Genomic DNA, 16,843 nt, shown 5'->3' with positions numbered 1-16,843 from the left:
GGACAAGCCCCCTCGCCACAGTTATTTGAGGGCGGACAGGATCGCGTCCGGGTTGTATTCGCGAATCAGCGTGCCGTTCACATCCACAAACGGAATCCCGCCGCCGCCCAGCGCCTGATAGGCCTTGCGGCCTTCGGGATCCTTGTCGATATCCACGTTTTTGTAGGGAATGCCCTTCTGATCCAGGAATCGCTGGATCTGCTTGCAGTAGCCACACCAGTCGGTGGCATACAGCACCACCCGCGCTGACGCTCGGGTTTGCTCCGGGACCACCTGCGAGGGGTTGAACAGCCGCTCGATCTTGCCCCAGTTCTGGATCGCCACCACCACCAGCAACACCAGCAGGACCTTCTTCAGCACCCCGCCAAGCATCAGTTACGACGCTTGAGCTGGTCGGTGAGCTGGGTCGGCAGGCCCTTGATGATCAAGGTGCCAGCGGCTTCGTCATACTCGATCTTGTCGCCCAGCAAGTGCGCTTCAAAGCTGATCGACAACCCTTCGGCGCGCCCGGTGAAGCGGCGGAACTGGTTGAGGGTGCGCTTATCTGCGGGAATTTCCGGCGACAGGCCGTAATCCTTGTTGCGGATATGATCGTAGAACGCTTTTGGCCGATCTTCATCGATCAACCCCGACAGCTCTTCCAGGCCCATGGGCTCGCCGAGCTTGGCCTGGCTGCTGGCGTAGTCCACCAGGGTCTTGGTTTTCTCGCGGGCCGACTCGTCCGGCAGGTCTTCGCTTTCGACGAAATCACTGAAGGCCTTGAGCAGGGTGCGGGTCTCGCCCGGCCCATCGACACCTTCCTGGCAGCCGATAAAGTCGCGGAAGTACTCCGAGACCTTCTTGCCGTTCTTGCCCTTGATAAACGAGATGTACTGCTTGGACTGCTTGTTGTTCTGCCATTCGGACACGTTGATGCGTGCTGCCAGGTGCAGTTGGCCCAGGTCCAGGTGGCGCGAGGGCGTCACGTCCAGCTCGTCGGTCACCGCCACACCTTCGCTGTGGTGCAGCAGGGCGATGGCCAGGTAGTCGGTCATGCCTTGTTGATAGTGGGCAAACAGCACATGGCCGCCGACGGAGAGGTTGGACTCCTCCATCAGCTTTTGCAGGTGTTCCACGGCAATTCGGCTGAAGGCGGTGAAATCCTTGCCGCCATCGAAGTATTCCTTCAACCAGCCGCTGAACGGGTGCGCGCCGGACTCGGCATGGAAGAAACCCCAGGCCTTGCCTTGTTTGGCGTTATAGCTCTCGTTGAGGTCGGCGAGCATGTTCTCGATGGCAGCGGACTCGGCCAATTCAGAGTCACGGGCATGGAGAACTGCGGGCGTGCCGTCGGGTTTTTTGTCGATCAGGTGGACGATGCAATGACGGATCGGCATGGGCTTCTCGGCTGGTTGAGCGGGAGCGGTTGGCCTCCCGGAAAAAGTCGCCAGTGTACCGCACCCGTTGGTCGCGGCGTCGTTTGAAGCGGTTTCGGGAGGCCTCTGACGACCCATATGCCTTTTTTTCACGGTTTAGAGCGATAAAGCTGACCAAATGGGTAGGTAGAAGCGGATATTTCCCCGTCTCTGTGCTAGTTTTGCCCCGTCTTACGCGATGTCTCGGCGTTAAGCGTGCATTCAGCATTTGTCAGGTCGAACCAAACCCCGTTTCAAGCATCTATAACCCCGATCTCTCGCGGTTATGGCCAGGGGTGCCAGGCCATGACGGTCGGGCTCGATGGCTGACACTGCACTCTGCAATCCAAATGAATTTGATAGGGAAGGAACACCACAATGGCTATTACTAAAGACCAACTGATCGCTGACCTGGCTGAAGCAGTAGACGCACCGAAAACTACCGTGCGCGCTCTGCTGGATCAACTGAGCCAAGTTGTTGCTGACCAGCTGGAAAACGGTGGCGAAATCACTCTGCCAGGTGTTGGCAAGCTGAAAGTGACCGAGCGTCCAGCCCGTACCGGCCGTAACCCTTCGACTGGCGCTGCCATCGAAATCGCTGCCAAGAAAGTGATCAAGCTGGTTGTGGCCAAAGGCCTGACCGACTCGATCAACAAGTAAGACGCAGTAAAAAAAACCGTGCACCGGAGCGATCCGGGCACGGTTTTTTGTTGCCTGCGTTTTTTGCTTTATCTGTAGGAGCGAGCAAGCTCGCTCCTACAGACGCGGGGTCAGCGCACCCAGCGCTGGCGCCAGATCTGCTGCTCGTTCTTGGTCTGGAAGGTCCAGGCCACAAAACGGCTTTGTTTCTGGCCCTGGGACATCTCCACCACCTGGCTTTCCAGGACACCGGCTTTTTTCAGGGCGGTCTCGATGGCAGGCAGGTTGGACGCTTTTGACACCAGGGTGCTGAACCACAGCACTTTATGGGCGAAATGCGCGCTTTCGGCGATCAATTGCGTGACAAACCGCGCCTCACCGCCTTCACACCACAACTCTGCCGATTGGCCGCCGAAGTTCAGCACCGGCAATTTGCGCTTGGGATCGGCCTTGCCCAGGGCGCGCCATTTACGCTCGCTGCCTTTGGTCGCTTCGTCCATGGAGGCATGGAACGGCGGGTTGCACATGGTCAGGTCAAACCGTTCGCCCGGCTCCAGCAGGCCCAGCAGAATATGCTTGGGGTTGGTTTGCTGGCGCAGTTGGATAACCTTGCTCAAGTCGTTGGACTTCACGATGGCCTTGGCCGCGGCGACCGCTGTCGGATCAATCTCGGAGCCGAGGAAGTTCCAGCGGTAGTCCATGTAGCCGATCAGCGGATAGACACAGTTGGCGCCCATGCCGATGTCCAGCACCTTGACGATCGAGCCACGGGGAATCTTGCCGTCGTTGACGCTGGCCAGCAGGTCGGCGAGGAAGTGCACGTAATCGGCACGGCCCGGCACCGGTGGGCACAGGTAGTCTGCGGGGATGTCCCAGTGCTGCACGCCATAGAACGCCTTGAGCAGCGCCCGGTTGAACACCCGCACCGCGTCCGGGCTGGCGAAGTCGATGCTTTCCTTGCCGTAGGGGTTGATGATCACAAACTGGGCCAGTTCTGGCGTGGTCTTGATCAGCGCGGGGAAGTCGTAGCGGCCCTGGTGGCGGTTGCGCGGATGCAGGGTCGCTTCCTTGCGCGGCACGACGGGCTTGGCCGTGGCGGCGGTTTTCGGCTTCTTGCGGGGCGGTTTGGGTGTGCTGGGGGCGGTCATGGGCTACGTCGATTCTGGGGTTGCTTCAAAAGTGGTGAGTATTGTCACACATTCCGAAGTTGATCTCGGTTAAATGTGGGAGCGGGCTTGCTCGCGAATGCAGTGTGTCAGTTATTGGGTGTGTGTCTGATATACCGCATTCGCGAGCAAGCCCGCTCCCACTCTGATTGGGTTTTCAACACAAAAAAAAGAGGCCCGAAGGCCTCTTTCTTACACACGGTCCACCTTACAGGCTGGAAATCCGCGCATGTTGCTCCGCCAGCTTGCCCAACGCCTGTTCGGCTTCGGCCAGCTTGGCGCGTTCCTTGTCGATGACTTCGGCCGGGGCCTTGTCCACGAAGGCGGCGTTGGACAGCTTGCCGCCCACGCGCTGCACTTCGCCTTGCAGACGCAGGATTTCCTTGTCCAGGCGCGCCAGTTCGGCGCCTTTGTCGATCAGGCCGGCCATCGGCACCAGCACTTCCATCTCGCCCACCAGTGCGGTAGCGGACAGCGGTGCTTCGGCGCCAGCCGCCAATACGGTGATCGACTCCAGCTTGGCCAGCTTCTTGAGCAGCGCGTCGTTCTCGGTGAGACGGCGCTGGTCTTCGGCGCTGGCGTTCTTCACGAACACCGCCAATGGCTTGCCCGGGCCGATGTTCATCTCGGCGCGGATGTTGCGCGTGCCAAGCATCAGGGCCTTGAGCCATTCGATATCGCTTTCGGCAGCCTCGTCGATGCGTGCTTCATTGGCCACTGGCCAAGGTTGTAGCATGATGGTCTTGCCTTCGATACCGGCCAGCGGCGCCAGGCGCTGCCAGATTTCTTCGGTGATGAACGGCATGAACGGGTGCGCCAGGCGCAGCGCCACTTCCAGCACGCGCACCAGGGTGCGGCGGGTGCCGCGCTGACGCTCGATCGGCGCGTTCTCGTCCCACAGCACGGGCTTGGACAGTTCCAGGTACCAGTCGCAATACTGGTTCCAGATGAACTCGTACAGCGCCTGCGCGGCCAGGTCGAAACGGAACTGGTCGAGTTGGCGGGTCACTTCGGCTTCGGTGCGCTGCAACTGCGAGATGATCCAGCGATCCGCCAGGCTCAGTTCGAAGGCTTCGCCGTTCTGGCCGCAGTCTTCGCCCTTGTCCAGCACGTAGCGCGCTGCGTTCCAGATCTTGTTGCAGAAGTTGCGGTAGCCTTCGACGCGGCCCATGTCGAACTTGATGTCGCGACCGGTGGACGCCAGCGAGCAGAAGGTGAAGCGCAGGGCGTCGGTGCCGTAGCTGGCGATGCCGTCGGCAAACTCGTCGCGGGTCTGCTTCTCGATCTTCTTCGCCAGTTTCGGCTGCATCAGGCCCGAGGTGCGCTTTTGCACCAGGGTTTCGAGGTCGATGCCGTCGATGATGTCCAGCGGGTCAAGGACGTTGCCCTTGGACTTGGACATCTTCTGGCCCTGGCCATCACGCACCAGGCCGTGCACGTACACGGTCTTGAACGGTACCTGCGGGGTGCCGTCCTCGTTCTTCACCAAGTGCATGGTGAGCATGATCATCCGGGCAACCCAGAAGAAAATGATATCGAAGCCGGTGACGAGCACGTCGGTGGAGTGGAATTTCTTCAGGAATTCGGTCTGCTGCGGCCAGCCCAGGGTGGAGAACGTCCACAGGCCAGAGCTGAACCAGGTGTCCAGTACGTCGTTGTCCTGTTGCAGCGCCACGTCCGGGCCGAGGTTGTGCTTGGCCCGCACTTCGGCTTCGTCACGCCCTACATAGACTTTGCCCGACTCGTCGTACCAGGCCGGAATGCGGTGGCCCCACCACAGTTGACGGCTGATGCACCAATCCTGGATATCACGCATCCATGAGAAGTACATGTTTTCGTACTGTTTGGGCACGAACTGGATGCGGCCATCTTCCACGGCAGCAATCGCAGGTTCTGCCAGCGGTTTGGTGGACACGTACCACTGGTCGGTCAGCCACGGCTCGATCACGGTGCCGGAGCGGTCGCCTTTCGGCACTTTCAGGGCGTGGTCATCCACGCTGACCAGCAAGCCTGCGGCATCGAAGGCGGCAACGATCTGCTTGCGCGCTTCGAAACGGTCGAGGCCGGCATATTCGGCCGGGATCTTGCCGTCGATGCTGTCGTTCAGCGTGCCGTCGAGGTTGAACACCTGGCAGGCCGGCAGAATGGCGGCGTTCTTGTCGAAGATGTTCAGCAGCGGCAGGTTGTGGCGCTTGCCGACTTCATAGTCGTTGAAATCGTGGGCCGGAGTGATTTTCACACAGCCGGTGCCGAATTCAGGGTCGCAGTAATCATCGGCGATGATCGGGATGCGACGGCCAACCAGTGGCAGCTCGACGAATTTGCCGATCAGTGCCTGGTAGCGCTCATCGTTCGGGTTAACGGCCACGGCGGAGTCGCCGAGCATGGTTTCCGGACGGGTGGTGGCGACGATCAGGTAGTCATTGCCCTCGGCGGTCTTGGCGCCGTCGGCCAGCGGGTACTTGAGGTTCCACAGGAAACCTTTCTCGTCGTGGTTTTCCACTTCAAGGTCGGAAATAGCGGTGTGCAGCTTGGTGTCCCAGTTGACCAGGCGCTTGCCGCGGTAGATCAGGCCATCTTCATGCAGGCGCACGAAGGCTTCCTTGACCGCTTCCGACAGGCCATCGTCCATGGTGAAGCGCTCGCGGCTCCAGTCTACGGACGAACCGAGGCGACGGATCTGACGGCTGATATTGCCGCCGGACTGGTCCTTCCACTCCCAGATCTTCTCCAGGAATTTCTCGCGGCCCAGGTCGTGACGGCTCTGGCCGGTGGCTTCCAGTTGGCGTTCCACCAGCATCTGGGTGGCGATGCCGGCATGGTCGGTGCCCGGCTGCCACAGGGTGTTGCGACCCTGCATGCGGCGGAAACGGATCAGGGCGTCCATGATCGCGTTGTTGAAACCGTGACCCATGTGCAGGCTGCCGGTGACGTTCGGCGGCGGGATCATGATCGTGTAGGAATCACCCGCGCCTTGAGGGGCGAAGTAATTCTCGGATTCCCAGGTGTTGTACCAGGAAGTTTCAATGGCGTGCGGCTGGTAGGTCTTATCCATGCGCGGCGGGACCCTAGTTGGCATTTATTCAGGAAAGCCGACAAGTATAACGGGGGATAGGGGAGAGGGCGAGACGAAGAGAGGGGCCAAGGCTGGCGCGGGGCAAATGTGGGAACGGGCTTGCCCGCGATAGCGGTGTGTCAGTCATCGACAAATCGACTGATCCACCGCCATCGCGGGCAAGCCCGCTACTACAGGGGATATCTATGTGGCTTAGGACTGGTACTGGCTGAGCAACCGCTCCATGCGCGCATCCATCCGGCGCTTGATCTCGGTTTCGATATGCGGGGCAAAGTCGTCGATCACGTCCTGCATGATCAATTGCGCTGCGGCGCGCAGTTCGTTGTCCAGGTGCAGCAGCAGGGCATCGGGGGCTTTTTCGGCGGCGGCCTCTGCCTGGACGACGGGCGGCTCCACAGGCTCGACAGCGGCGGGCTTGGCGTTGACCAGGTCGAACAGCAGGGGGATCTGCACCTCTTCTGCGACGGTATCGGTCAGCAGCGGCGGTTGCAGGTTGTCATCACCCAGCAACTGGCGGATCGACTCAAGGTCGTCCAGCAGGTGGTCGGAGGGTTTTAGCGGGTTGGAAGTGTCCATCATGTGCTCAGAGTCGCTGTAATCGGTGATCTTGCAGAGAATAGCCCTGTTCGCGGTAGAAACGGAAACTCTCCCGCGCGGCCTGACGAATAGCCGGATCTTCCACCACCACTTCCGCCACGCGGGCGAAACCCTTGGCGAAGGCCGGCACTTTCAGGTCCAGGTTGACCAATAGGTCATGGTGATCACCACAACTGTCGCCCAAACCCAGCACCACCAGCCCTTCGGGCTCAGATTCTGCGGGGCCGTGGGGCACGAAGCTCTCACCCTTGAAGCGCCACAGGCGGGCATCGAGGTCGTCACGCTGGGCGGCGTCGCTGCAATGCAGGTAGATGCGGTGGCCCATGCGCCAGGCCTTTTCCGTGAGTTTGCAGGCAAAGTCCAGGCGAGCCGACGGATCGGCGCTGGGCAATATATAGAAGTCGACTTGGGTCATTACATGTCCTGCAGCGGCCTGCATGCTTTCCCCTGAAGGAGCGAGCTTGCTCGCGAAGAACTCAAGAGCAACGCGTTTATTCAGGCTGTACGCGTTATCGTTGACGTTTTTCGCGAGCAAGCTCGCTCCTACAGGGTCAAGCAGGGGCCGTGATGTTTAGGCCTTGGCGCGATCCAGCAGGTACTGGGTCAGCAGCGGAACCGGACGACCGGTAGCGCCCTTGTCCTTGCCGCCGCTGGTCCAGGCCGTGCCGGCGATATCCAGGTGGGCCCAGTTGAAGTTCTTGGCAAACCGCGACAGGAAGCAGGCGGCGGTGATGGTGCCGGCCTTTGGCCCGCCAATGTTGGCGATGTCGGCGAACGGGCTGTCCAGTTGCTCCTGGTACTCATCGAACAGCGGCAATTGCCAGGCGCGGTCGTCGGCAGCCTTGCCGGCGCTGAGCAGTTGTTCGACCAGTTCGTCGTTGTTGCCCAAAAGGCCCGAAGTATGGGAGCCCAGCGCCACGATGCAGGCGCCGGTCAAGGTAGCAATATCGATCACCGCTTGCGGCTTGAAGCGCTCGGCGTAGGTCAGGGCATCGCACAGCACCAGGCGGCCTTCGGCGTCGGTGTTGAGGATTTCCACGGTCTGGCCGCTCATGGTGGTCACGATATCGCCTGGGCGGGCAGCGCCGCCGCTCGGCATGTTCTCGGCACAGGCCAGGATGCACACCAGGTTGATCGGCAGCTTGAGTTCGAGCACGGCACGCAGAGTACCGAAGACACTGGCTGCGCCGCCCATGTCGTATTTCATCTCGTCCATGCCGGCGCCCGGCTTGAGGCTGATGCCGCCGGTGTCGAACGTGATGCCTTTACCGACCAGGGCGAACGGTTTGTCGGCTTTCTTGCCGCCGTTGTATTGCATGACGATCAGGCGCGGTGGCTGGTCGCTGCCCTGGCCCACGGCATAGAACGAGCCCATGCCCAGGTCCTTGATCTTCTTCTCGTCCAGGACCTCGACTTTCAGGCCCTTGAACTCTTTGCCCAGGGCCTTGGCCTGTTCGCCCAGGTAGGTTGGGTGGCAGATGTTTGGTGGCATATTGCCCAAGTCGCGGGTGAACGCCATGCCGGCCGCGATGGCCTGGGCGTGGGTGGCGGCGCGCTGCACTTCAGCCTGGGCGGCCTTGATGGTCAGCAGGGTGATTTTCTTCAGGGCGCGGGGTTCGGCTTTCTGGCTCTTGAACTGATCGAAGGTGTAGCCGCCATCCAGCAGGGTTTCGGCCAGCAGGCGGGTCTTGCCGTAGCTGTCGCGGCCCTTGACCACGATTTCGTCCAGCGCCAGTGCCGCATCGCTGCCGCCCAGGCCCTTGAGGGTGCTGAGGATGCCGCTGATGATCTTGCGGAACGGGCGGTCGCCCAGTTCAGCGTCCTTGCCCACGCCTACCAGCAATACGCGGTCGGCTTTAAGGTTGGGCAGGCTTTGCAGCAGCAGGCTTTGCCCGACTTTGCCGGCCAGGTCGCCACGCTTGAGCACGGCGCTGATGGCGCCACCGCTCAGTTCGTCGACTTGTTTGGCGGCGGCGCCGAGCTTGCGGCCTTCGCCGACGGCGACCACGAGGGTGGCGGTCTTCAACGTTTCGGGGCTAACGCTTTTTACAACCAATTCCATGTTCGGGTCCCTTATATAAGGTCAAAGAGCCTGGAGTCTGTACTCCGGCCTGTAGGCTGGGCCACCTGTGGGTGACCGCGACAAAGCCCGCAGTTTGTACCGCGCCGCCCGAGCCTGACAACCCTTGAAGCCAGCTTTGTGCACCGGTGTGAGCAAGCTCCGTGACAGGCGCCGACAATCACAGGATAATGCGCCATCTTTTTCGCCGGCCCGTGTCAACGGGGCGACTTGATATGCTTGCTTGTTTGGCCGCCTTAGCCTGACAACCCTGGAGTGTCTGGTTTGATCGTCTTCCGTTATCTGTCCCGCGAAGTCCTGCTGACCCTGAGTGCCGTGAGTGCGGTATTGCTGGTCATCATCATGAGTGGTCGTTTCGTCAAATACCTGGCCCAGGCTGCCTCGGGTGCCCTGGATCCGGGTTCTCTGTTCCTGATCATGGGCTTTCGCCTGCCAGGCTTCCTGCAACTGATCCTGCCCCTGGGCCTGTTTCTCGGGATCCTGCTGGCCTATGGCCGGCTCTATCTCGAAAGCGAGATGACCGTACTGTCGGCCACCGGCATGAGCCAGCAGCGGCTGTTGGCCATGACCATGGTTCCGGCCACCGGCGTGGCGCTGGTGGTGGCCTGGCTGAGCCTGAGCCTGGCCCCCCAGGGCGCCATGCAGTTTCAGCTGGTGCTCAACAAACAGGACGCCATGACCGAGTTCGATACCCTCGAGCCGGGCCGCTTCCAGGCGCTCAACGACGGCACCCGGGTGACCTACACCGAGCGCATGACCGATGATCGGGCCAACCTCGGTGGTGTATTCATCTCCGAGAAACGCCTGGGCCAGGACAAAAAAGACCGTGGCATTTCCGTGTTGGTGGCCGATAGCGGGCGCCAGGAAGTGCGTCCGGACGGCAGCCGCTACCTGATCCTGGAAAACGGCTACCGCTACGACGGCAGCCCCGGCCAGGCCGACTACCGCGCCATCAAGTACGACACCTATGGCGTCATGCTGGCCCGGCCGGATGTGAGCAACGAGGTCACCGACCGCGATGCGATCCCGACCCAGGCCCTGATCGGTAGCCAGGAACGGCGCTCGATTGCCGAGCTGCAATGGCGTATTTCCCTGCCGTTGCTGGTGTTTATCGTCACCTTGATGGCGGTGCCACTGTCCCGGGTCAACCCGCGGCAGGGCCGCTTCCTCAAGTTGCTGCCGGCGATCCTTTTGTACATGGCCTACCTGACCATCCTGATTTCCGCCCGTGGCTCCCTGGAGAAGGGCAAGCTGTCGCCGACCCTGGGGTTGTGGTGGGTCCACGGCATCTTCCTGATGATTGGCCTGGGCCTGCTGTACTGGGAACCGATTCGTTTGAAAATGCAGAGCCGTCGCGGCATGAAGGAGATGGCTCGTGGGTAAGTTGGATCGCTACATCGGTAGCAGCGTACTGGTCGCCATCCTGGCGGTATTGGGCATCATCCTCGGCCTGGCGTCGTTGTTTGCCTTCATTGATGAAGTGGGCAACGTCACCGATACCTATACGGTCACTGACGTACTGAGCTATGTGGCGCTGACCGCGCCGCGCCGGCTCTACGACATGATGCCGATGGCGGCGCTGATCGGTTGCCTGATCGGCCTGGGCAGCCTGGCCAGCAACAGCGAACTGACCATCATGCGCGCAGCCGGGGTGTCCATTGCCCGTATCGTCTGGGCCGTGATGAAACCCATGCTGCTGCTGATGGCCGCCAGCGTGCTGATCGGCGAATACGTGGCGCCACCGGCGGAAACCACAGCCCAGGCCAACCGTGCGCTGGCCCAGGGTTCGGGCGATGCCCAGAGCTCCAAGCGGGGCCTGTGGCACCGCCAGGGTGATGAATTCATTCACATCAACGCGGTGCAACCCGGCGGCCTTTTGGTGGGTGTCACCCGCTATCGCTTTGATGACGAGCGCCACATGCTGTCGTCGAGTTTTGCCAAGCGGGCACAGTTCAGTGATAACCAGTGGGTGTTGAGCGATGTCACCACCACCCATTTCCGCAATCCTGGCAAAGGCACCGAGGCCAGCACCGAAGTGATCAACGAGCCGACCCAGGCCTGGGACATCGCGCTCAAGCCGGAACTGCTCAATACCGTGGTGATGATCCCGGAAAGCCTGCCGATCTCCGGTTTGTGGAGCTATATCCACTACCTCAAGGAGCAGGGCCTGAACAACGGCCGCTACTGGTTGGCATTTTGGGTCAAGGTGTTGCAGCCGGTGGTGACCGCCGCGCTGGTGCTGATGGCGATTTCGTTTATTTTCGGCCCGTTGCGCTCGGTAACCCTGGGCCAGCGTGTATTTACCGGGGTATTGGTCGGTTTCACCTTCCGCATTGCCCAGGACCTGCTGGGGCCGTCGAGCCTGGTATTCGGCTTCTCGCCGCTGTTTGCGGTGCTGGTGCCGACCGGCATCTGTGCCCTGGCCGGGTTCTGGCTGCTGCGGCGGGCCGGTTGATTCGCACGTGTTGAACAAAAAATGCCCCATTCGCAAGAACGGGGCATTTTTGTTATTGGTCGCCAAAGATGACGTCTGGCCCGAGCATCAGGTACAATTCCCGGCTATTTTTCAGCGGGCAATCTGCCTGCAGCCTTTTTGAGTGTTGATCCGTGAGTGATTTGAGTCATATCCGCAATTTCTCCATCATCGCCCACATTGACCATGGTAAGTCGACGCTGGCCGATCGATTCATCCAGATGTGCGGCGGCCTTGCCGAGCGTGAAATGGAAGCCCAGGTCCTGGACTCCATGGATCTCGAACGCGAGCGCGGGATCACCATCAAGGCCCACAGCGTTACCCTGTACTACACCGCCAAAGACGGTATCAAGTACCAACTGAACTTCATTGACACCCCGGGCCACGTCGACTTCACCTACGAAGTCAGCCGTTCCCTGGCGGCCTGTGAAGGCGCGTTGCTGGTGGTGGACGCGGGTCAGGGTGTAGAAGCCCAGTCCGTGGCCAACTGCTACACCGCCATCGAGCAGGGCCTGGAAGTCATGCCGGTGCTGAACAAGATCGACCTGCCACAGGCCGATCCGGACCGGGTGAAGGAAGAAATCGAAAAAATCATCGGCATTGACGCCACCGACGCCGTCGAGTGCAGCGCCAAGACCGGCCTGGGCGTCGACGAAGTGCTCGAGCGCCTGGTCAAGACCATTCCGGCCCCCACCGGCAACATCGAAGATCCGCTGCAAGCGTTGATCATCGACTCCTGGTTCGACAACTACCTGGGCGTTGTCTCCCTGGTACGTGTGCGCCATGGCCGGGTGAAGAAGGGCGACAAGATCCTGGTCAAGTCCACCGGCAAGATCCACCTGGTGGACAGCGTCGGTGTATTCAACCCGAAACACACCGCCACCGTTGACCTGAAAGCCGGTGAAGTAGGCTTCATCATCGCCGGTATCAAGGACATCCACGGTGCACCGGTCGGTGACACCCTGACCTTGAGCTCGACGCCTGATGTCGACGTGCTGCCAGGTTTCAAGCGCATCCAGCCACAGGTCTACGCCGGCCTGTTCCCGGTCAGCTCCGACGACTTCGAGGACTTCCGCGAAGCCCTGCAGAAGCTGACCCTCAACGACTCGTCGTTGCAGTACACCCCGGAAAGCTCCGACGCCCTGGGCTTCGGTTTCCGCTGCGGGTTCCTGGGCATGCTGCACATGGAGATCATCCAGGAGCGCCTGGAGCGCGAGTACGACCTGGACCTGATCACCACCGCGCCGACGGTTATTTTTGAGCTGGCGCTGAAAACCGGTGAAACGATTTACGTCGACAACCCGTCCAAGCTGCCGGATCTGTCGTCCATCGAAGACATGCGCGAACCGATCGTGCGGGCCAATATTCTTGTGCCGCAAGAGCACCTGGGTAACGTCATTACCCTGTGTATCGAAAAACGTGGCGTACAGCACGACATGCTGTTCCTCGGTACCCAGGTCCAAGTGACCTATGATTTGCCGATGAACGAAGTGGTCCTGGACTTCTTTGACCGTCTCAAATCCACCAGTCGCGGCTATGCTTCGCTGGATTACCATTTCGACCGTTACCAATCGGCCAATCTGGTGAAGCTCGATGTATTGATCAACGGTGACAAGGTGGATGCCCTGGCGCTCATCGTCCACAAGGACAATGCGCACTACAAAGGCCGCCAGCTTACCGAGAAGATGAAAGAACTGATTCCGCGCCAGATGTTCGACGTCGCGATCCAGGCCGCCATTGGCGGGCAGATCATTGCGCGGACCTCCGTCAAGGCACTCAGAAAGAACGTACTGGCCAAATGCTACGGTGGCGACGTGAGCCGTAAGCGCAAGCTGCTTGAGAAGCAAAAGGCCGGTAAAAAACGCATGAAGCAAGTGGGCAACGTGGAAATTCCACAAGAAGCCTTCCTTGCGGTGCTCAGGTTGGATAGTTAGGTCCTATGTCACTAAATTTCCCGCTGTTGCTGGTCATCGCCGTTGCCGTCTGTGGTCTCCTGGCGCTGCTCGATCTGGTGTTCTTCGCCCCGCGTCGTCGGGCGGCCATCGCGTCCTATCAGGGCAGCGTCAGCCAGCCCGATGGCGTGGTGATCGAGAAGCTGAACAAAGAGCCCTTGCTGGTTGAATACGGCAAGTCGTTCTTCCCGGTGTTGTTCATCGTGCTGGTGCTGCGCTCGTTTCTGGTGGAGCCGTTCCAGATCCCTTCGGGGTCGATGAAGCCAACCCTGGATGTCGGCGACTTCATCCTGGTGAACAAGTTTTCCTACGGGATCCGCTTGCCGGTGATCGACAAGAAAATCATCGAGGTGGGTGATCCGCAACGCGGCGATGTGATGGTGTTCCGCTACCCAAGCGACCCGAACGTCAACTACATCAAGCGTGTGGTCGGCCTGCCGGGTGACGTGATCCGCTACACCAGCGACAAGCGCCTGTTCGTCAATGGTGAGTCGGTGGCCGAGAAACTCATCGGTTCCGAGCCGAACACCCTGGGCAGCGCCGAGCTGTACGAGGAAAAACTCGGGGCGGTAGAGCACCAGATCCGCAAGGAAATGAGCCGCTACCGTTCGCCGCCCGACAACCAGTGGACCGTGCCTGCCGGGCACTACTTCATGATGGGCGACAACCGCGACAACTCCAATGACAGCCGCTACTGGGACGATCCAAGCATTCCCAAGGAGCTGCTGGGTATGGTTCCCGACCAGAATATCGTCGGCAAGGCCTTCGCGGTCTGGATGAGCTGGCCGGAACCCAAACTCAGCCACCTGCCGAACTTCTCGCGGGTGGGGCTGATCAAGTAATCCATGCGGCGCTGTGAACACAGCGCCGAATGCTTTTCTGGGGCTTGGACATTGGTCCGGCCTCGAGCAATACACAGCATTGCCAGGATTTGAATTTGAACACAGCGTTAATCGTCGATGGCCTTTGCCGCCACGTACTGAAAGTAGGTAAACCGTGAGCGTTTCTTTGAGTCGTCTTGAGCGTCAGCTCGGCTACACCTTCAAGGACCAGGAATTGATGGTCCTTGCCCTCACACACCGCAGTTTTGCCGGGCGCAACAACGAACGCCTGGAATTTTTGGGTGATGCCATTCTCAACTTCGCCGCTGGCGAAGCCCTGTTCAACCGCTTCCCCCTGGCCCGTGAAGGCCAGCTGTCGCGCCTGCGCGCGCGCCTGGTGAAGGGCGAGACCCTGGCCGTGCTGGCCCGTGGTTTTGACCTGGGCGAGTACCTGCGCTTGGGTTCCGGTGAGTTGAAGAGCGGCGGTTTCCGTCGCGAGTCGATCCTGGCCGATGCCCTGGAAGCCCTGATCGGTGCGATCTACCTGGATGCCGGGATGGAAGTGGCCAAGGAGCGGGTCATGGCCTGGCTGGCGTCGGAAATCGACAGCCTGACCCTGGTGGATACCAACAAGGATCCCAAGACCCGCCTGCAGGAATTCTTGCAGTCGCGCGGCTGCGAACTGCCACGCTACGAAGTGGTGGATATCCAGGGTGAACCGCACTGCCGTGTGTTCTTCGTCGAATGCGAAGTCACCTTATTGAACGAAAAAAGCCGAGGTCAGGGTGTGAGCCGTCGTATTGCCGAACAGGTAGCGGCCGCTGCAGCACTGATTGCCCTGGGCGTGGAGAATGGCCATGACTGATTCAACCGCAACACGCTGTGGCTATGTTGCCATCGTCGGCCGTCCCAACGTGGGCAAGTCCACGCTGCTGAACCATATCCTGGGGCAGAAGCTGGCGATCACCTCGCGCAAGCCGCAGACCACCCGCCACAACATGCTGGGCATCAAGACCGAAGGCAACGTGCAAGCGGTCTATGTCGACACCCCGGGCATGCACAAAGGCGGCGAGAAAGCCCTGAACCGTTACATGAACAAGACTGCTTCGGCGGCGTTGAAAGACGTCGACGTGGTGATCTTCGTGGTTGACCGCACCAAGTGGACCGATGAAGACCAGATGGTGCTGGAGCGTGTGCAGTACGTCACCGGGCCATTGATCGTCGCGCTGAACAAGACCGACCGCATCGAAGACAAAGCCGAGTTGATGCCGCACCTGAGCTGGTTGCAGGAACAACTGCCGAACGCCCAGATCATGCCGATCTCGGCCCAGCACGGGCACAACCTCGAAGCCCTGGAGCGGGTGATCGCTGGCTACCTGCCGGAGAACGAGCACTTCTTCCCGGAAGACCAGATCACCGACCGCAGCAGCCGTTTCCTTGCCGCCGAGCTGGTACGCGAGAAAATCATGCGCCAGATGGGCGCCGAGCTGCCGTACCAGATCACCGTGGAAATCGAAGAGTTCAAGCAGCAGGGCAAGACCCTGCATATCCATGCGCTGATCCTCGTCGAACGTGACGGCCAGAAGAAAATCATCATTGGCGACAAGGGCGAGCGCATCAAGCGCATCGGCACCGAAGCGCGCAAGGACATGGAATTGCTGTTCGATTCCAAGATCATGCTCAACCTGTGGGTGAAGGTTAAGGGTGGCTGGTCCGATGACGAGCGCGCACTGCGCTCCCTGGGCTACGGCGACCTGTAATCAGTCTCCAGTCACATCGCAGCACGAAATGTGGGAGCGGGCTTGCTCGCGAATGCAGTGGATCAGTCACCGGATGCGTTGGCTGGTCCACCGCATTCGCGAGCAAGCCCGCTCCCACATTGGATCGTCGTAGTTTTCAAGACCGTGTTCCGTCAGCGAGAACCCAATGTCCCCAACTCCACCTCCCAGCCAACCCGCCTACGTGCTGCACAGCCGCGCCTACCGCGAGACCAGCGCCCTGGTGGACTTCCTCACGCCCCAAGGCCGCCTGCGCGCGGTGTTGCGCAGTGCGCGGGGCAAGGCGGGGACGCTGGCGCGACCATTCGTGGCCCTGGACGTGGAATTTCGTGGCAAGGGCGAGCTGAAAAACGTCGGGCGCCTGGAAAGCATCGGCACTTCTGCCTGGCTCAATGGCGAGGCGCTGTTCAGTGGCCTCTACCTCAACGAACTGCTGATCCGCCTGCTGCCCGCCGAGGACCCGCACCCTGCGGTGTTCGATCACTACGCCGCTACCCTGTTGGCCCTGGCCGAAGGCCGCCCGCTGGAGCCGCTGTTGCGCGCATTCGAATGGCGCCTGCTTGACGACCTGGGCTACGGCTTCGAATTGAGCAATGACTTGCACGGCGAACCGATCGCCAGCGACGGCATGTACCGCCTGCAAGTGGATGCCGGGCTGGAGCGGGTCTACCTGCTGCAACCGGGCCTGTTCCAGGGCACTGAGTTGCTGGCGATGGCCGAGGCCGACTGGAGCGCGCCTGGCGCCCTGTCCGCCGCCAAGCGCCTGATGCGCCAGGCCCTAGCCGTGCATCTGGGCGGCCGGCCTCTGGTCAGTCGCGAGTTGTTTCGAAAGCCCTGACATCCCCGTGTATGCTGTGCGCCGATTCT

General features: G+C 60.6%; 15 protein-coding genes. 8 read left to right on the top strand and 7 right to left on the bottom strand.

Features of this window, described 5'->3' with window-relative positions:
• Window positions 1–21 precede the first annotated feature (21 nt).
• On the bottom strand, window positions 22–372 hold the full coding sequence (locus GDV60_RS21940) for a glutaredoxin family protein (protein ID WP_029297501.1): 351 nt from the start codon (window positions 370–372) through the stop codon (window positions 22–24).
• Complete coding sequence (gene yejK / locus GDV60_RS21935; protein WP_029297499.1) at window positions 372–1,376, bottom strand: nucleoid-associated protein YejK; 1,005 nt, start codon at window positions 1,374–1,376, stop codon at window positions 372–374. The genes GDV60_RS21940 and yejK overlap by 1 nt, the downstream gene beginning before the upstream one ends.
• Before the next feature lie 396 nt (window positions 1,377–1,772).
• Here yejK and GDV60_RS21930 point away from each other — a divergent pair, with 396 nt between their 5' ends.
• Complete coding sequence (locus tag GDV60_RS21930; RefSeq protein ID WP_029297497.1) at window positions 1,773–2,054, top strand: HU family DNA-binding protein; 282 nt, start codon at window positions 1,773–1,775, stop codon at window positions 2,052–2,054.
• A 110-nt stretch (window positions 2,055–2,164) separates the two neighbouring features.
• Here GDV60_RS21930 and rlmF read toward each other — a convergent pair whose 3' ends face one another.
• The 5 genes from rlmF to GDV60_RS21905 all read right to left on the bottom strand — a co-directional run bounded on the left by rlmF (window position 2,165) and on the right by GDV60_RS21905 (window position 8,934).
• Window positions 2,165–3,181: a 23S rRNA (adenine(1618)-N(6))-methyltransferase RlmF gene (gene rlmF / locus GDV60_RS21925; protein ID WP_159908740.1), complete on the bottom strand. Its 1,017-nt coding sequence runs from the start codon at window positions 3,179–3,181 to the stop codon at window positions 2,165–2,167.
• 226 nt (window positions 3,182–3,407) lie between these two features.
• A complete protein-coding gene (locus tag GDV60_RS21920) occupies window positions 3,408–6,254 on the bottom strand; it encodes a valine--tRNA ligase (RefSeq protein ID WP_029297493.1) in 2,847 nt (948 codons plus the stop codon).
• A gap of 213 nt (window positions 6,255–6,467) precedes the next feature.
• Complete coding sequence (locus tag GDV60_RS21915; protein ID WP_159908738.1) at window positions 6,468–6,851, bottom strand: DNA polymerase III subunit chi; 384 nt, start codon at window positions 6,849–6,851, stop codon at window positions 6,468–6,470.
• A 7-nt stretch (window positions 6,852–6,858) separates the two neighbouring features.
• On the bottom strand, window positions 6,859–7,287 hold the full coding sequence (locus GDV60_RS21910) for a DNA polymerase III subunit chi (RefSeq protein ID WP_029297488.1): 429 nt from the start codon (window positions 7,285–7,287) through the stop codon (window positions 6,859–6,861).
• Between the two features lie 156 nt (window positions 7,288–7,443).
• Window positions 7,444–8,934 carry a leucyl aminopeptidase gene (locus GDV60_RS21905; RefSeq protein WP_029297486.1) on the bottom strand — a complete coding sequence of 497 codons (1,491 nt, stop codon included), beginning with the start codon at window positions 8,932–8,934 and terminating at the stop codon, window positions 7,444–7,446.
• Between the two features lie 282 nt (window positions 8,935–9,216).
• Here GDV60_RS21905 and lptF point away from each other — a divergent pair, with 282 nt between their 5' ends.
• The 7 genes from lptF to recO all read left to right on the top strand — a co-directional run bounded on the left by lptF (window position 9,217) and on the right by recO (window position 16,814).
• Complete coding sequence (lptF, locus tag GDV60_RS21900; RefSeq protein WP_029297484.1) at window positions 9,217–10,335, top strand: LPS export ABC transporter permease LptF; 1,119 nt, start codon at window positions 9,217–9,219, stop codon at window positions 10,333–10,335.
• Window positions 10,328–11,407 carry an LPS export ABC transporter permease LptG gene (gene lptG / locus GDV60_RS21895; RefSeq protein WP_029297482.1) on the top strand — a complete coding sequence of 360 codons (1,080 nt, stop codon included), beginning with the start codon at window positions 10,328–10,330 and terminating at the stop codon, window positions 11,405–11,407. Before lptF ends, lptG begins: the two co-directional genes overlap by 8 nt.
• Window positions 11,408–11,559: 152 nt before the next feature.
• Window positions 11,560–13,359 carry a translation elongation factor 4 gene (lepA, locus tag GDV60_RS21890; RefSeq protein ID WP_029297480.1) on the top strand — a complete coding sequence of 600 codons (1,800 nt, stop codon included), beginning with the start codon at window positions 11,560–11,562 and terminating at the stop codon, window positions 13,357–13,359.
• A gap of 5 nt (window positions 13,360–13,364) precedes the next feature.
• Window positions 13,365–14,219, top strand: a complete 855-nt coding sequence (gene lepB / locus GDV60_RS21885) for a signal peptidase I (protein ID WP_029297478.1) — start codon at window positions 13,365–13,367, stop codon at window positions 14,217–14,219.
• A gap of 154 nt (window positions 14,220–14,373) precedes the next feature.
• Complete coding sequence (rnc, locus tag GDV60_RS21880; RefSeq protein ID WP_029297476.1) at window positions 14,374–15,063, top strand: ribonuclease III; 690 nt, start codon at window positions 14,374–14,376, stop codon at window positions 15,061–15,063.
• On the top strand, window positions 15,056–15,958 hold the full coding sequence (gene era, locus GDV60_RS21875; protein ID WP_029297473.1) for a GTPase Era: 903 nt from the start codon (window positions 15,056–15,058) through the stop codon (window positions 15,956–15,958). The genes rnc and era overlap by 8 nt, the downstream gene beginning before the upstream one ends.
• Window positions 15,959–16,124: 166 nt before the next feature.
• Entirely contained in the window at window positions 16,125–16,814 is a 690-nt protein-coding gene (gene recO, locus GDV60_RS21870; RefSeq protein WP_104910860.1) for a DNA repair protein RecO, read from the top strand.
• Window positions 16,815–16,843 lie beyond the last annotated feature (29 nt).

Origin of the sequence: Pseudomonas sp. DTU12.1 (assembly GCF_009873475.1) — a bacterium.
Classification (GTDB): Bacteria; Pseudomonadota; Gammaproteobacteria; order Pseudomonadales; family Pseudomonadaceae; genus Aquipseudomonas; species Aquipseudomonas proteolytica.
This window is presented reverse-complemented; position numbering and strand designations above follow the sequence as displayed.

Bases quoted from the DNA above. Each gene is read 5' to 3' on its own strand.
- GDV60_RS21940 (WP_029297501.1), bottom strand. From the start codon at position 372: ATGCTTGGCGGGGTGCTGAAGAAGGTCCTGCTGGTGTTGCTGGTGGTG.
- yejK (WP_029297499.1), bottom strand. From the start codon at position 1,376: ATGCCGATCCGTCATTGCATCGTCCACCTGATCGACAAAAAACCCGAC.
- GDV60_RS21930 (WP_029297497.1), top strand. From the start codon at position 1,773: ATGGCTATTACTAAAGACCAACTGATCGCTGACCTGGCTGAAGCAGTA.
- rlmF (WP_159908740.1), bottom strand. From the start codon at position 3,181: ATGACCGCCCCCAGCACACCCAAACCGCCCCGCAAGAAGCCGAAAACC.
- GDV60_RS21920 (WP_029297493.1), bottom strand. From the start codon at position 6,254: ATGGATAAGACCTACCAGCCGCACGCCATTGAAACTTCCTGGTACAAC.
- GDV60_RS21915 (WP_159908738.1), bottom strand. From the start codon at position 6,851: ATGGACACTTCCAACCCGCTAAAACCCTCCGACCACCTGCTGGACGAC.
- GDV60_RS21910 (WP_029297488.1), bottom strand. From the start codon at position 7,287: ATGACCCAAGTCGACTTCTATATATTGCCCAGCGCCGATCCGTCGGCT.
- GDV60_RS21905 (WP_029297486.1), bottom strand. From the start codon at position 8,934: ATGGAATTGGTTGTAAAAAGCGTTAGCCCCGAAACGTTGAAGACCGCC.
- lepB (WP_029297478.1), top strand. From the start codon at position 13,365: ATGTCACTAAATTTCCCGCTGTTGCTGGTCATCGCCGTTGCCGTCTGT.
- era (WP_029297473.1), top strand. From the start codon at position 15,056: ATGACTGATTCAACCGCAACACGCTGTGGCTATGTTGCCATCGTCGGC.
- recO (WP_104910860.1), top strand. From the start codon at position 16,125: ATGTCCCCAACTCCACCTCCCAGCCAACCCGCCTACGTGCTGCACAGC.